Annotated in this window: 15 protein-coding genes and 1 pseudogene; 8 read left to right on the top strand and 8 right to left on the bottom strand. The window is 73.5% G+C overall.

Annotation, left to right across the window (positions count from 1 at the left end):
* Position 1: 1 nt before the first annotated feature.
* The 4 genes from L2K70_RS13825 to cofD all read right to left on the bottom strand — a co-directional run bounded on the left by L2K70_RS13825 (position 2) and on the right by cofD (position 3,517).
* A complete protein-coding gene (locus tag L2K70_RS13825) occupies positions 2-733 on the bottom strand; it encodes a TIGR03089 family protein (protein ID WP_236402759.1) in 732 nt (243 codons plus the stop codon).
* Between the two features lie 13 nt (positions 734-746).
* Positions 747-1,484 carry a DUF3105 domain-containing protein gene (locus L2K70_RS13820; RefSeq protein WP_236402758.1) on the bottom strand — a complete coding sequence of 246 codons (738 nt, stop codon included), beginning with the start codon at positions 1,482-1,484 and terminating at the stop codon, positions 747-749.
* Positions 1,485-1,547: 63 nt separating this feature from the next.
* Complete coding sequence (gene cofE / locus L2K70_RS13815) at positions 1,548-2,480, bottom strand: coenzyme F420-0:L-glutamate ligase (protein WP_236402757.1); 933 nt, start codon at positions 2,478-2,480, stop codon at positions 1,548-1,550.
* Positions 2,477-3,517, bottom strand: coding sequence for a 2-phospho-L-lactate transferase (gene cofD, locus L2K70_RS13810; RefSeq protein WP_236402756.1), 1,041 nt, complete (start codon positions 3,515-3,517; stop codon positions 2,477-2,479). Before cofD ends, cofE begins: the two co-directional genes overlap by 4 nt.
* A gap of 138 nt (positions 3,518-3,655) precedes the next feature.
* On the opposite strand from cofD, the gene L2K70_RS13805 reads away from it, so the two are divergent.
* The 3 genes from L2K70_RS13805 (at position 3,656) to L2K70_RS13795 (ending at position 8,293) form a co-directional block, all read left to right on the top strand.
* Positions 3,656-3,913: a WhiB family transcriptional regulator gene (locus tag L2K70_RS13805; protein ID WP_121140335.1), complete on the top strand. Its 258-nt coding sequence runs from the start codon at positions 3,656-3,658 to the stop codon at positions 3,911-3,913.
* Between the two features lie 65 nt (positions 3,914-3,978).
* Complete coding sequence (locus tag L2K70_RS13800) at positions 3,979-6,903, top strand: glycosyltransferase family 2 protein (protein ID WP_236402755.1); 2,925 nt, start codon at positions 3,979-3,981, stop codon at positions 6,901-6,903.
* Positions 6,896-8,293: a DUF5719 family protein gene (locus L2K70_RS13795; RefSeq protein ID WP_236402754.1), complete on the top strand. Its 1,398-nt coding sequence runs from the start codon at positions 6,896-6,898 to the stop codon at positions 8,291-8,293. Before L2K70_RS13800 ends, L2K70_RS13795 begins: the two co-directional genes overlap by 8 nt.
* Positions 8,294-8,311: 18 nt before the next feature.
* Here the strand turns inward: L2K70_RS13795 and L2K70_RS13790 are convergent, their stop codons facing one another.
* Positions 8,312-8,785, bottom strand: coding sequence for a metallopeptidase family protein (locus tag L2K70_RS13790; protein WP_236402753.1), 474 nt, complete (start codon positions 8,783-8,785; stop codon positions 8,312-8,314).
* 49 nt (positions 8,786-8,834) lie between these two features.
* Here L2K70_RS13790 and L2K70_RS13785 point away from each other — a divergent pair, with 49 nt between their 5' ends.
* The 5 genes from L2K70_RS13785 to L2K70_RS13765 all read left to right on the top strand — a co-directional run bounded on the left by L2K70_RS13785 (position 8,835) and on the right by L2K70_RS13765 (position 12,068).
* On the top strand, positions 8,835-9,200 hold the full coding sequence (locus tag L2K70_RS13785) for a DUF3499 domain-containing protein (RefSeq protein ID WP_236402752.1): 366 nt from the start codon (positions 8,835-8,837) through the stop codon (positions 9,198-9,200).
* Between the two features lie 15 nt (positions 9,201-9,215).
* Entirely contained in the window at positions 9,216-9,392 is a 177-nt protein-coding gene (locus L2K70_RS13780) for a Trm112 family protein (RefSeq protein WP_308195820.1), read from the top strand.
* Complete coding sequence (locus tag L2K70_RS13775; protein WP_236402751.1) at positions 9,392-10,423, top strand: SIS domain-containing protein; 1,032 nt, start codon at positions 9,392-9,394, stop codon at positions 10,421-10,423. The genes L2K70_RS13780 and L2K70_RS13775 overlap by 1 nt, the downstream gene beginning before the upstream one ends.
* Positions 10,424-10,538: 115 nt before the next feature.
* On the top strand, positions 10,539-10,718 hold the full coding sequence (locus L2K70_RS13770; protein WP_236402750.1) for a hypothetical protein: 180 nt from the start codon (positions 10,539-10,541) through the stop codon (positions 10,716-10,718).
* A gap of 9 nt (positions 10,719-10,727) precedes the next feature.
* Positions 10,728-12,068 (top strand): DUF2254 domain-containing protein, encoded by a 1,341-nt coding sequence (locus L2K70_RS13765; protein ID WP_236402749.1) that lies wholly within the window; start codon positions 10,728-10,730, stop codon positions 12,066-12,068.
* A 5-nt stretch (positions 12,069-12,073) separates the two neighbouring features.
* On the opposite strand, the gene L2K70_RS13760 is transcribed toward L2K70_RS13765, so the two are convergent.
* From L2K70_RS13760 to L2K70_RS13750, 3 genes and pseudogenes are all read right to left on the bottom strand, one after another.
* Positions 12,074-12,580: a GNAT family N-acetyltransferase gene (locus tag L2K70_RS13760; protein ID WP_236402748.1), complete on the bottom strand. Its 507-nt coding sequence runs from the start codon at positions 12,578-12,580 to the stop codon at positions 12,074-12,076.
* Between the two features lie 4 nt (positions 12,581-12,584).
* A complete protein-coding gene (locus L2K70_RS13755; RefSeq protein ID WP_236402747.1) occupies positions 12,585-12,956 on the bottom strand; it encodes a nuclear transport factor 2 family protein in 372 nt (123 codons plus the stop codon).
* 356 nt (positions 12,957-13,312) lie between these two features.
* Positions 13,313-14,089, bottom strand: a pseudogene (locus L2K70_RS13750) (HNH endonuclease); the annotation flags it as partial.

Genomic DNA, 14,089 nt, shown 5'->3' with positions numbered 1-14,089 from the left:
GTCAGGCTCGGGCGGTCGCCCGCTCGGCGTCGTGGACGCCGTCGAGGCGGTCCGGGTCGGGATTGCGGACGAGGACCAGCGAACCTCCTCGTCTGAGGGGTTCGGTGAAGGTGGCCATTCCTGGTGGGGAAGCCGGGTCGGCCACCGAGAGGAGACGGCCGCCGTCGGTGAGAGAGCTCCCGGCGGCGGCCGTCAGCTCGCTCTGCCCATCCTTCGCGGGGGCGAAGAGCTCGTCCTGGGTGAGGTCGTCCGTGGCGAGGTCGTCACCGGTCGGCGGGTCCCACGGTGCCCAGCCGTCGGGCTGGGACCAGATCTCGACGCCGACGTCGAGCACACCGGCGGGGACCGGGTCGGCGAAGCGCACGCCCAGTGGCCGGAGGCTGCACGCCAGCACCGGGATCTCCCCGGCGCGCGGCGCCCACGTGTCGAGGGTGTCGGGACCGCACACGACGGCGTCCGGGTCGTCGTGCGCGGTGATCCGCAGGCCGACGCTCCACGCGGCGCCCAGGAACACCGGCGAGAGCCAGTGCGGCGGCAGGTCGACGCGCAACGACATGCCGCGCTCGAGGTCGGCCACCTCGGTGAGGAGGCCGGCCGCCTTGGCCACCCAGTTGGCGTACGTCGTCACCGACAGCTCGACGCGCTCGTCGCTGGCGTGGTCGTAGAACGTCAGCAGCGGTCGACCGGGCTCTTGTCGCAGCTGGGCGGCGAGCACCTCGGCGAACGTGGCCATGGGATGAGCCGGCTCAGACGGCGTTGGGCTCCGGGGAGTCCATGTAGGGGTAGTCCTTCATGAACGTGTCGAGGGCGGCACCGCTGATGTCGGAGCAGTACTGCCAGACGCCGACCTGCTTGCTCGTGTCGGTCTCGCCGGCGCCACCGACGGACCAGTGGGTGAAGGCGACGTGCTGGCCCTTGGGGAAGGCCTTGCCGTCCTCCGAGGTCCACGGCACGGCCTTGAACTTGTCGCGCAGGTTGGTGGTGCCCTGGAGCTTGGACGCGATGCCGCGCAGCTCGGACATCTTCTCGCCGCTGTCGGCGATGGTCTTGTCGTACCAGAGGATCGTGAAGCCGTGCTCGAGGTTGTGCACCAGCTCGCCGAGCTCGGGGCGGTCGGAGGTCGTGTAGAGCTTGCGGTCCATGCTGTCCCACATGTTCCAGTGCTGGCCGAAGGCCGGCGGGGCGTCCGGGTAGCTCATCGGCGTGCCGACGTCGACGTGGTCCTGGTTGCCCTCCGCGGGCTTGGTGGTGACCTTCTGGCACACCGACGCCTTGGCGCCGATGTCGCTGAGCGAGTCCGAGGCGTAGGAGCGCAGGTCGTACCAGTCCTTGACGGGCTTGAAGGCCGCGGCGCCGATGATGACGACGGCGACGAGGACGCAGAGGCCGACGATGGCCATGCCGCGTCGGTTCTCACCCTTCGCCTGCTGGGAGCGGATGGAGTCGATGACCGCCTGACGGTCGGTCCTTGCCTGCTTGGCCACGGTGCTCTGGGTCTCTCGGTCGACTGCTGGAGGGGCAGCCTCAGAGGGCTGCGCTGGCAGAGTCTACGTAGTCGCAGGTGAGACACGGCACACGACGTCGTCCTCCCACCCGTCGACCCGCCAGCCGTGGGCGAAGCAGACGGCCTCCACCGCGGTGCGGTCGGCGCGGTCGGGGAGCCGGTCGAGCGCTTCGCGGAGCTCCTCCTCGGGCACCGGTGCGCCGAACGGCACGCGGTCCGCGGCGGCCCCGGCCAGCGCGCGTACGACGGCCTCGCGGGCGCCCCAGCCGAACAGGTCGTGGCCCTCGGCGCGCACGAGCGCCGCGGCACCCGGCCCGTCCTCGCCGGGCGGAAGCACCAGGTCGGCGCGTCCGCGGACGACCGCCACCGGGCGACCGGCCAGCTTGCCCTGCGCCAGCTCGGCGGCACCGGCGATCTCGTCGGCGACAGCGGGCAGGGTGACCACGAGCGGGTTGCCGTAGGGGTCGGTGCGACCGGCGAGGTCCTCGGCCACGTGGAGACCGGCGGCGCCGATCGCGATGTCGGTCTGGCCCTCGCGCCACGCGCGTCCGGCGGTGTCGGTGACGACGACGCCGACGTTGACCCCGGCCCGCGCGTGGACCTCCCGGCGCAGTCCCCGGGCGGAGGCGTCCGGGTCGAGCGGGAGCAGGACGATCGAGCCGACGGCGACGTTGGAGGCGTCGACGCCCGCGGCTGCCATCGTCAGCCCGAGCCGGTGCCGCACGATGCGCGTCCGGCCGCGCTGCGCCACGAGCCGTACGGACTCCTCGTCGACCGCTGCGTCGCGATCGCCCTGCCGGGTGCGCCCCTCGGACTTGCTCACCACCTTGCTGGTCACCGACACGACGTCGCCGTCGGCGAGGTCGGCACCGTCGCCGAGCGCGGCCAGCACGATGCCGGCCAGGTCGTCACCGGCGGCCACCTCGGGGACGCCGTCGGGCGCCCAGACCTCGAGCCGGTGGGCGTGCCCGCTCATGCCGGTCCGCGGACCAGCGTCACGGCCTCGGCGGCCATCGCGGCCGTCGCGTCGAGGTCGCTCATCATCAGCGGTACGGCGCGCGCGCGGACGCCCGCCGCCTCGAGCGGCGGCAGGTGGTCGGCGTCGCGCGTGTCCACGAGCCAGCCGTCGAGCACGCCACCGGCCGACCGGGCGCCGTAGTGCGTCCCGACGGCGGAGGCGGAGACCTCGACGCCGATGCTCGTCAGCATCTGGGCGGCCATGCCGTGGACGTGGGACCCCCCGACGATGGGGGAGAGGCCGACCACCGGCGCAGGCGTCCGGCGCACGGCGTCGCGGATGCCGGGCACGCCGAGGATGGTGCCGACCGACACGACCGGGTTGGACGGTGGCACCACCACGAGGTCGCACCCGTCGATCGCCTCGAGGACGCCCGGCGCCGGAGCGGCGGCGTCCTGGCCGACCACGAGGACCGTCTCTGCCGGTACCGAGGCACGCATCCGCACCCAGTACTCCTGGAAGTGGACCACCGATCGTCCGCTGGGGCTGTCGGGGTCGGCGATCGCGATGTGCGTCTCCACCCGGTCGTCGCTCATCGGCAGCAGCCGCACGCGTCCCCCGTGGGCAGGCGAGAGCCAGCGGCGGCACAGCGCCTCGGTCACCTGGGAGAGCGTGTACCCGGCCTCGAGCATCTGGGTGCGCACGAGGTGGGTGGCGATGTCGCGGTCCCCGAGGCCGAACCACGTGGGCTCGACGCCGTACGCCTCGAGCTCGGCCTTGGCGCTCCACGTCTCGTCACGCCGGCCCCACCCGCGCTCGACGTCGATGCCGTCGCCGAGGGTGTACATCAAGGTGTCGAGGTCCGGGCAGACCTTGAGGCCGTGGATCCACCAGTCGTCGGCGGTGTTCGCGACGACGGTCACCTCGGTGTCGGGGGAGCCGCCGGGCACCGTGCCGGACCGCAGTCCGTGCAGCAGTCCCTGGACGAACCTTGCCCCGCCGACACCTCCGGAGAGGACGGTGACGCGACGGAGCGGGAGCGGGGATGATGGCACAGGACAAGCCTGCCGTACCCCGATTGGCCATATCAGATCCGGGCTTGACTTGAGCGGTACGACAGGCATGTAATTCCCACAGTGTCGTTCACGCTTGCGGCGCCATTTCAGTGGCAAGGGTCGAAAGGGCGTACCACCATGAGAGCAGAACTGTTCCTCCTCGAGCCTGAGGGCGAGGAGCTCGGCTGGCAGGACCGCGCACTGTGCGCGCAGACGGACCCCGAGGCGTTCTTCCCCGAGAAGGGCGGCTCGACGCGCGAGGCCAAGAAGGTGTGCCTGACGTGCGAGGTCCGCGACGAGTGCCTGGAGTCGGCGCTGATGAACGACGAGCGCTTCGGCATCTGGGGCGGACTCTCCGAGCGCGAGCGCCGCAAGCTCAAGAAGCGCGCCGTCTGACGCACCTCTTCCACCGCTCACAGCGCTGTTTTTGGCGGCATGGAGCGCCTCGCTAAGGTGCTCCGGTGTCCGTCACAGCGCTCCTCGTCAGCCATGACGGGACGAGGTGGCTGCCGGCGGTCCTCGCTGGTCTGACCGGGCAGACCCACCCGGTCGACCGCGTCGTGGCGGTGGACACGACCAGCCGCGACGACAGCGTCGAGCTCGTGCGAACGGCGTTCTCGACGACCGGTCCGGACCGCCTGGTCCTCGACGTCGTCCCCGGCTCGACGAGCTATCCCGCCGCCGTGCGCCGCGGGCTCGAGCTGGCACCCGCCGAGCAGGACCCCGCCGGAGCCGATGAGTGGGTGTGGCTGCTGCACGACGACAGCAACCCCGAGCCCACCGCCCTCGCCGAGCTGCTCGCCGCCGCGGCGGAGCACCCCGAGGCCGCGATCCTCGGCCCCAAGCTCCGCGAGTGGCCCTCGCTGCGGCGCCTGCTCGAGGTCGGCCTCACCATCACCGGCACCGGCCGTCGCGAGACCGGGCTGGAGCGGGGGGAGTACGACCAGGGCCAGCACGACGAGGTCCGTGAGGTCCTCGCGGTCAACACCGCCGGCATGCTGGTGCGCCGCGAGGTGCTCGAGGCGCTGGGCGGTCTCGACGAGGACCTGCCGATCTTCGGCAACGACATCGACTTCGGCTGGCGCGCGGCGCTGGCCGGGCACCGCACCCTGGTGGTGCCGCAGGCCGTGGTGTTCCACGCCGAGGCCGCGCACCGCGGCATCCGGCGTACGCCGCTGACCGGGCGCCACACGCACTACCAGGAGCGCCGGGCAGCGCTGCTGACGTCGCTGGCCAACGTGTCGGGTCGCGGCTTCGCGTGGCAGTACGTCCGACTCTTCGTCGGCTCGATCCTCCGGGTGCTCGGGTTCTTCGCGGTCCGCTCCGTGGGGGAGGGGTTCGACGAGCTCGCCGCGGTGCTGTCCGTGCACGGCCGTCCGCGACAGGTGCTGGCCGCGCGGCGCGAGCGCGCGCGTCGTCGCCGGGGCGAGCCCGCCGACGTACGCCACCTGCTGGCGCCCACGTGGCTGCCCTACCGGCACGGGCTCGACTTCGTCACCGACCTCGCCTCGGCCGTCACCGGCCAGGCCGCCGACGTCGCCGAGCGGAGGCGGGCGGCGCGCGCGACGGACGGCGTGCCGGCCGGGGAGCAGCGGACCGCCTCCGCCCGCCCGGGGGCCAGCGAGGACGACGAGGAGGCCTACCTGACCGACAGCGGTCTGGTCGCGCGGTTCTTCACCAACCCGGTCGCCGTCGTGCTCGTGCTCTTCGGTGTGCTGTCGCTGCTGGCGGCGCGGGAGGCGTTCGGCTCGATCGTCGGTGGTGCGCTCTCCCCGGTGCCCGCAGCCGCCTCGGACTGGTGGTCGCTGCACGTCTCCACCTGGCTGCCGCTCGGCACCGGCACCGACGTGCCCGCCCCCGCCTACGTCCTGCCGTTCGCGATCGCCGCGTGGCTCTTGCTCGGGCACACGGGCGCGGTGGTGTCGGCCCTGATGCTGCTGGCCGTGCCCTTCGCGGCGTGGGGTGCGTGGCGCCTGCTCGCCGTGGTGGGGCGGCTGGTCGACCCGCTCGGCCTGCCGCGCTGGCTCGTGGTGTGGGGCGCACTGACGTACGCGCTCGTGCCGGTGTCCTCGGGCGCGTGGGCCGAGGGCCGCTTCGGCGTCGTCGCGGTGGCGGCCCTGCTGCCGTGGGCCGCCCACGCCGCGCTCGGCTTCGTCGACCCCGACCGTGACCGACGCTGGCGAGCCGCCTGGCGCACGGCGCTGCTGCTGGCGCTCGGCGCCGCCTTCGTGCCCGGGCTCTGGCTCTTCGCGCTCCTCGCCACCGCCGTCGTCCTCGGCTCCGCGGCCGTCATCTCGCCGCGGCTGCTCAGGGAGCGCGACAGCTGGGGCCCACCGGTGGTCGCCGTCGCGGCCACGCCGGTGCTGCTCGCGCCCTGGCTCGTCCCCCTCGTCACCACCGGGTCGGCGTCCGGCCTGCTGCTGGAGGCGGGACGGCTCACCGTCGACCAGGTCACCTTCGGCGGACTGCTGACCGGCCGGCTCAACGACCTCGGCGCGCCCGCCTGGCTCGGCGCGGTGCTCGGCGCGCTCGCCGTCGCGGCGCTCGTCCCGCGCCGCACGCGCGTGCCCGTCGTCATCTGCTGGATCGTCGCGCTCGCCGCCGCGGTGGTGTCCGGCGCCCTCTCGCACGTCACCCTCGACCTGCCGTCGGTCACCACCCGTCCGAGCCTGGGGCTGTTCGTCGTCATCCTCCAGGGCACGTCGGTCGTCGCCGCCGTGCTGGGGGCGGACGCCTACCTCCGCCGCCTCGACGAGCACCACCCGTGGTGGCAGCGCGGGCTGGCCACCGCGCTCGCGGTCGTCGCCGCCGCCGTACCGCTCGGCGGCCTCGGCTGGTGGCTCACCACCCCGGGCAACGCCCTCGCCCGCGACGCCGAGGCATCGGTCCCCGTCTACATGCAGCAGAGCTCGCTGCTCGGCCAGGAGCACGGCGTCCTCGTCGTCAACGGCTCGGTCGAGGACGGCATCACCTACCGGATCCGCCGCGACGACGGCACGACCGTCGGCGAGGACGAGGTGCTCACCCTCGCCGCCGAGGACACCTCGCTCACCGAGGACGTCCGCACGCTCGTGTCGTCGCCGACCCCCGCCGTGGTCGCCGACCTGGGGGCCCGGGGGATCGAGTACGTCGTCCTGACCGCGCCGGCCGACGGGCAGGTCTCCTCCCTGCTGGACGCCACCGCCGGGCTCGACCAGGCGAGCGCGGAGGACCGCAGCACGCGCGCGTGGCACGTCGACCGTCCGCTCGACCCCGACGCGCTGGCCGGCTCGCGCTCGTGGTGGCGCACCGGCCTCCTCGTCCTGCAGGGTCTCGCGATCGTGGCGGCCCTGGTCCTCGCGGCTCCGACCGTGCGGCAGCGCAGGGGGGAGCGGTCCGATGCCTGAGCCCGCTCCCGACACCCGGCCCGCCGGGCGCCGACGGGTCGCCGAGGCGGCCGGACGTCGGCCGTCGCCGCTGACGCTGCTCGCTGTGGTCGTCCCACTCCTCACGGTGGCCGCGCTGGCGATCGTCCGCCCGGCCGCGACGCCACCCACCTCCCACCCTCCGTCGAGCGCCACGCTCGACCGGGCCACCGCGGTGTGCCCGGCACGGCTGCCGGGCGCCGACGACGTCCGCCTGGGGAGCACCGGTCTCGGCTCGGGTGACGTCGCGATCCGGGTCGGCCGCCAGGACGACATCGCGCCGATCGACAGCGGGGTCGGCTCCCTCACCGAGCGCGAGGCCGTCGTGGTCGACGCGAGCGGCGACCTGGCCGCCGGGCTCGTGGTGGCCCGGTCGGGGGCGGGGTCCGCTGTCGACTGCGACCGGCCGGTGCCGGAGCGCTGGTTCACCGGCGCCGGCGCCTCGGCCGAGCACTCCTCCACCCTCACGCTGACCAACCCCGACAAGGGTCCGGCCGTCGCCGACGTGACCGTGTGGGACGGCAGCGCCCTGGTCGACGTCCCGGCGCTGCGCGGCGTCCGGGTCCCCGGCAGCGGCACGGCCTCCTTCGACCTGTCCCAGGTCGTCCCGAGCCGCGACGCCCTGGCGCTGCGCGTGCAGGTGTCGCGAGGCCGGCTCTCGTCGAGCGTCGTCGACCAGGTCGACCCCCTCGGTCCGGACCGGCCCGTGCGCGAGTGGCTGCCCTCGCAGACCGCGCCCGCCACGACGTCGTACGTCGCCGGGGTCGGGGCGGGCGCCGCCGACCGGACCCTGACGCTCGCCAACCCCGGCGACAGCGAGGTGCGGGTGACGCTCGAGCTGGTGAGCGCGGACAGCGAGTTCGCCCCGTCGGGGTTGGACGAGATCGCCCTCGCGCCGGCCTCCGTCAGCGAGGTGGATCTCTCGGGCGTGCTGCGCGGCACGAAGGCCGAGGGCGTGCAGGCGCTGCGGGTCGAGGCGACCGGTCCCGTCACCGCCTCGCTGCGCACCCGGATCTCCGACGACCTCGCCCTGTCGACCGCCGGGCCGACCATCAGCGGCGAGGCTGCCGCGGCCCTGCCCGCCGGGTCGAAGCGACTGGTCGTCGTCGGCGCCACCGCACCGGGCGTGCTGACGCTGCAGGCGTGGGACGAGGACGGCGCGGAGGTCGTGCGCGAGCGGCGGGTGGAGATCAACCCCTCGACCGCGGCGCGCGTCCGGCTGCCCGACGACGCCGTGATGGCGCTCGTGCGGCTCGACCGCACCGACGGCGTCGTGTCGCTGGAGGTGAGCGACCGCGGGCTCTCGGTGCTTCCGCTCGCGCCGCTGGTGACGACCAGCGAGGTCGCGGACGTCCGGCCGGCCCAGCGCTAGACCAGATCCGGCCACGCGCTAGTCGTCCTCGCCGTACCTCTCGTCCACCTCGCCGGGGGGCAGGCCGAGCAGCTCGGCGAGCTGCTCGACGACGACCGTGTGCACCATCGCCTCGAGCTCGTCGCGGTTGGTGGCGCGGTGCTCGATCGGCCGCCGGAAGATCACCAGGCGGGTGGGGGACTGGCCCTTGCCGCGCACGAGCGACGACAGCGGGACGGTCTCGTCGCCCCAGTCGTCGGGGAGCATCGGGGCGTCCTCGACGGCGTACTCCACCAGGCCGAGGTGGCGCTGCCAGCGCTCGTCGAGCGGGGTGACCACGTCGAGGACCAGCTGGTCGAACTTCTGCCGCGTCGTGCGCAGCGCCGGCGTGCCGGGGTCGGCCGGCAGGACGCCAGGGCCACGCATCCCGCGGCCCCTGCGGTCGCGGGTGCGGCGTCGGGCACCGTCGGTCGCCTGCTCCGCCGGGTCTGCCATGCCTGCCAGGTCTGCCACGCCGCGAGCCTAAGCGCCGGACGTGCGGGCGGCGGGTAGCGTCACCGGCGTGAGCCTTGCCAGTCGTCGTTGTTCGCGGACGGCGTGTGGTCGTGCGGCCGTCAACACGCTGACCTACGTCTACGCCGACCAGACCGCCGTCCTCGGTCCGCTGGCGACGTACGCGGAGCCGCACGCCTACGACCTCTGCGAGCTCCACAGCGAGCGGCTCTCCGCCCCGCGGGGCTGGGAGGTGCTCCGGCTGGCTCCGGACCCGCGCGCGCAGGGGCCGAGCACGGACGACCTGCTGGCCCTCGCCGACGCCGTGCGCGAGGCCGCCCGCCCGGCGCCCGCCCCGGTGCCGCTGCACTCGACCGATGACCCGAGCCGCGGCGCCAAGCGTGGCCACCTGCGGGTCCTCACGCCCACCGACTGAACTAGTCTGCTCGGCGTGAACATCGACCCCCAGCTGCTGAGCATCATCGTCTGCCCGGCCTGCCACGGAGAGCTCGTGCCCGAGGTCGCCGACGGCGCGGACGAGCTGGTCTGCCAGGGGTGCGGCAACGCCTACCCCGTGCGCGACGACATCCCCGTGCTGCTGGTCGACGAGGCACGCAAGCCCGCCTGATGGCCACCTGGTTCGACGAGGCCCGGCTGGACGACGCCGGCGTGCTCCAGACCGTGGACCTGCGGCTGCGCACGCTGGCCGAGAGCGGTGCGCGGGTGCGGCGCGAGGCCCACGAGGCGGCGTCCGCGACGGCCGAGCTGATCGCGCGGGGGCGTGACGAGGCGCGTCCGCGTGCGGTCATCGCCGCCGGCCCTGATTCGCGCCTGCTGCGCGCGGTGCTGGAGCCGTGGTGCCCGGTGCCGTTCGTCGCGTGGCCCAACCCCGGGCTCCCGGGGTGGACCGGGTCGCTCGACCTCGTCGTCATGCTCGCCCCGGAGGGCAACGACCACGGGTCCGCGTCAGCGGTCGCCGAGGCCGTACGCCGCGGTGCGCAGGTCGTCGTCGCCTGCCCCGAGCGATCCCTGGTCGGCGAGCACGCCGCGGGCCGGCACGTCACCGTGCTGCCCACGGTGACCGGCGACCAGCTCGCGACGGCAGTCGTGATGCTCGACTACCTCGCGCACGTGCACCTCGGTCCGCGCGCCGACGCGGAGTCGGTCGCGGAGTCGCTCGACAAGGTCGCCACCGATTGCTCCCCGCACCGTGACCTGGCCGTGAACCCGGCCAAGATGCTCGCGATCGCGATGGCCGACACCAACCCGCTCGTGTGGGGCGGCTCGGTGCTCGCCGCGCGCGCCGCCCGCCGGCTCGCCGAGTCGCTGCGCCGCACCAGCGGTCGCTCCGCCATCGCCGGCGACGCGGAGCACCTGCTGCCCGTCATCGAGGCGACCCGGCCGCACGACGTCTTCGCCGACCCGTTCGCCGAGGAGGCGCCCGAGCTGCGGCCGCTGCTCCTCATCCTCGACGACCGCTCGGACGACCCCGTCGTGCGGGAGCAGACCGGCGTGCTGCGCGCCGCGGCCGCCAGCCACGGCGTACGGGTCGAGACCGTCGAGACCGACGCGGACGCCGAGGTCGCGCGCTATGCCTCGCTGCTGCTCACCGGCACCTACGCCGCTGAGTACCTGCGGGTGGGCCTGGTCGACGACTAGCCGGACCGCGTCCGACGGCTCCCCGTCCTCCCGCCACGGGATCGGCAGGTCTGCCGATGCCGCCGGGGACGGCGAGGCCCTAGCGTCGATCACACCCCGACGAGAGGACCGCCCCATGGCTGTCGACCGAGGACTGCTCGCAACCTTGAAGGCCCAGACCGGCAAGGGCGACGAGCTCGGTGCGTTCCTGGAGCGCGGCCGGGAGCTCGCGGCCCAGGAGCAGGGCACCGTGACGTGGTACGCCTTCGACGCGGACCCCGAGATCGTGCCGGTCGACGTCCTCGCGGCGAAGTAGCCGCGACCCGTGACCAGGTCGACCGAAGGAACGTCGCAGCAGCTCCATCTCGCGCTCCGTGATGCGTTGTGGCTGGTGCCACTCGTCTGCCTGCTCGGTGGCGCGGCCCTGTGTGTCGCCGCTGCCGGCATCGACCGGGCGGCCGGCGGCCCGCTCGTCCCGCACTGGGCGACGGGCTCGGCCACCTCCGCGCAGACCGTGCTGAGCACGATCGTCACCTCCATGGTCACGCTGATCACGCTGGTCCTCACGGTGGTGACCGTGGCGGTGCAGCTGGCCATGGGGCAGTTCTCCCCGCGGATCGTCGGGGCGTTGCTCCGTGACCGGCCCAGCCAGCTGACCCACGGGCTGTTCGCCGCCACGACGGTGTACGCGCTGCTGGCGATCTCGCAGGTGGACGACGTGTCGAGCAGCGACGGCTACGTGCCGGGGCTGACCGTCCTGCTCGGAGAGCTGCTGATGGTGGCGAGCGTCGTCGCCCTCGTCCTCTACGTCCACCACGCCGGCCAGACCCTGCGGGTCGCCGGTCTCATCGACCTCGTCGGCGACCACCTGCACGAGCAGCTGCGCCGCGTCTACCCGATCGACGGAAGCGGCGGTGCTGACCGGGACCCGCAGGAGGTCACCGCGTCCGAGCCGGGTGTGGTCGTCATGATCGACGTGCCCGGCATCGTCGCAGCGGCTCAGGCCGCCGACTGCTCGCTGCGGCTCCTGCCGGCGATGGGCGACTTCGTGTGTGCCGGTGCCCCGATGCTCGTCGTGACGACCGGGAGCGGCGAGCGGCTGGACCACCGCCGCCTTGCTCGCCTCGTCGCACTGAGCAACGAGCGCTCGTACCCCGACGACCCGGCCTACGGGTTCCGCCAGCTCGTGGACATCGCCGAGCGCGGTGTGTCCAGCCCCTTCAACGACCCCACCACGAGCGTGCAGGCCATCGACCGCCTTCACGACGCCCTGCGACAGCTCGCGACCCGCCCGATCCCCGGCGGTGAGCACACGGACGAGCACGGCGTCGTACGGCTGACCACGCCCGCCCTCGACTGGACCGGCTACGTCCGACTGGCGTTCGACGAGCTCCGCCTCGCGGGAGCCGGCTCGCCCCAGGTCGCCCGACGCCTGCGGGCCGCGCTGGAGGACCTCAGCCTGGTGGCCCCTGCGTCGCGACGGGGGGAGATCGACCGCCAGCTCGAGCTGCTGACGGCTGGCGTGGGGCGCGCCTTCGACGACCAGAGCGACGTCGAGAGCGCGTCGATACCCGATGCGCAAGGCATCGGCTCGGGAGCGGACGTGGTGCGCGAGAGCGAGGTGGGGCAGTCCGCGCACCACGTCCGCGTCCGCACCGGACGCTGACCCGGCTACGGGCTGCTCGACAACCGCATCCCGAGCACCAGCGCGTCGGCGCCGTGGACGTACGCCGTGCGCTCGAGCTCCATGCCCACGCTGCGGGCGACGCGTTGCGACGCAGCGTTCTCGGGCCGGATGAGGGCGACCAGGTGGTCGACGCCGTGCGCGGCGGCACAGTCGCGAACGGCGCGCGCGGCCTCCCGCGCGTAGCCCCTCCCGCGCATGTGCGCCACCAGGTGGTAGCCGATCTCGACGTGCGGCGTGCCCTCCACGTCCTGCACCGTCAGCCCGCAGTCGCCGACGAAGGCGCCGTCGCGCGTCTCGACCACCCACAACCCGAAGTCGTGCTCGGAGTAGTTGCGCTCCTGCCACTCGATCCATCGCACGGCGTCGTCGCGCGTGCTGGGCGGCCGGTCGCCGCGCATCGGGTCGAACGCGACCAGCATCTCCGTGACGGCATCGATGTCCGCCATCGTCATCGCGCGGAAGGTCAGCCGGTCCGTGGGGTCGGGGAGCACCGCGTCAGACCTGCCGGGTCCCGGTGGGCGGCTCCTGGTCGACGTCCGCCCAGACCTCGACGAGATCGCCGACCAGTCCGTCCCGCACCGTCGCGAAGCTCGCCACGGCGAACCTCAGCTCCTGTCCGTCGTCGTCCCGCCCGATGACCGTCGCGCGCAGGACCCCTCGGTCACCGTCGCTGACCAGGTCGTCCACGTGCATCCGCTCGAAGCCCGGGTAGTCGGCGTTGAACCGCACCCACTGCTCCCGGTCGAAGACCTCGCCGGTGTGCACCAACCGGCAGGTGAAGTCGGCGTGCAGGAGCGCGGGGAGCACGTCCCAGTCGTGGGCGTCGATCACCGCCGCGAGGCGGGTGAGGAGGGTGGCGGTGTCCATCAACGCTCCAGGCCTGCACGGCGCGCGCGGGAGTCCGACCTGATCGAGGTGATCATGGATGCAACGTAGTCGCCGCCACCGTCACTCCGCGTCCGAGCTCTCGGCGATCGTGCGCCTGGTGTCGTGCCAGGCGTGGTGAGGCTCCCCGGTCGTCTACCTGTCGCTCGACGAGTGGTGTCAACGCCCTGCCGGCTCGCCTGGCAACCGACGGTCCCTTGGTCGGCAGCAACTGGTCGAGTGGCCGCGCCAGGAGGTACGACCCTGCGCGGCGATAGTCGAGCTGATCCTGGCGGTGCGGGAGACCGCATCGCGCCTCTACCCCCTGACCGTGCTCGGTCAGGGGGTGCGGGGCGGGGTCATCGTCGGCGCGGTCGTGGGATGCCGGGTCGATCGTCGCCATCTGGGTCGTGGTCGACGTCGATGGACGTGGTTCCCGTGTGGTCGCGTCGGTAGCGGTGGCCGTGGGGGCTGGTCCACTTGAAGACCCCGTTGGCGGTCATGTCGTAGCGCCAGGCGGTGTGTGTCTTGAGGCGGTGGTGGTGCCGGCACAGGGGCGCGAGGTTCCAGGTGGCGGTGGGTCCGGGTTGTGGTCGACCTTCTAGGTCGGCGTCGTGGTCGAACGGGACGACGTGGTCGATGTCGCAGCGTCGGGCGGGTCGGGTGCACCAGGGGAACACGCAGGTCTGGTCGCGGAGGATGACCTGGTCGCGGATCCGGTCGGGGATGTCGTATCCCGGTGCGGACAATCCGGCGTTGAGGTCGATGACGGGCTTGACGGTGACCTGGGTGCGGGAGTCGCCGCACCAGGACGTGAGCTGGTCGAGCAGCAGGAGCTTGTGTCGTTCTTCCAGGCGGCCGGTGGGACCAAAGATGGTCTGCTCGCCCACCATTACGGCGTCGAAGTGGACGTGCAGCACCACCTGACGCGCTGCTGGAAGGTCGGGTCTCGATACGCCGGCTCGTTCCTCACCGGCTACTCGTCGAGCAGTAGCTGCGAGCTGAGGCGCGGTGGTTGAGGTGCGAGCGGAGCGAGCCTCGAAACCACCACCCATGCCCATGGCGAGGTCGAGGGCGGTCTGGGTGCGGGCGAGGTCACCGAGGGCCTTCGCCCGGCGGACGTCCAGCGAGTCGGT

Origin of the sequence: Nocardioides potassii (assembly GCF_021648885.1) — a bacterium.
GTDB classification, from domain to species: Bacteria; Actinomycetota; Actinomycetes; order Propionibacteriales; family Nocardioidaceae; genus Nocardioides; species Nocardioides potassii.
The sequence above is the reverse complement of the archived record's forward strand: the minus strand, read 5'-3'. Positions and strand labels throughout refer to the sequence as shown.

Coding starts and splice junctions, on each gene's coding strand:
- L2K70_RS13825 (WP_236402759.1), bottom strand. CDS start 733: ATGGCCACGTTCGCCGAGGTGCTCGCCGCCCAGCTGCGACAAGAGCCC.
- cofE (WP_236402757.1), bottom strand. CDS start 2,480: ATGAGCGGGCACGCCCACCGGCTCGAGGTCTGGGCGCCCGACGGCGTC.
- L2K70_RS13805 (WP_121140335.1), top strand. CDS start 3,656: ATGAGAGCAGAACTGTTCCTCCTCGAGCCTGAGGGCGAGGAGCTCGGC.
- L2K70_RS13795 (WP_236402754.1), top strand. CDS start 6,896: ATGCCTGAGCCCGCTCCCGACACCCGGCCCGCCGGGCGCCGACGGGTC.
- L2K70_RS13775 (WP_236402751.1), top strand. CDS start 9,392: ATGGCCACCTGGTTCGACGAGGCCCGGCTGGACGACGCCGGCGTGCTC.
- L2K70_RS13770 (WP_236402750.1), top strand. CDS start 10,539: ATGGCTGTCGACCGAGGACTGCTCGCAACCTTGAAGGCCCAGACCGGC.
- L2K70_RS13755 (WP_236402747.1), bottom strand. CDS start 12,956: ATGGACACCGCCACCCTCCTCACCCGCCTCGCGGCGGTGATCGACGCC.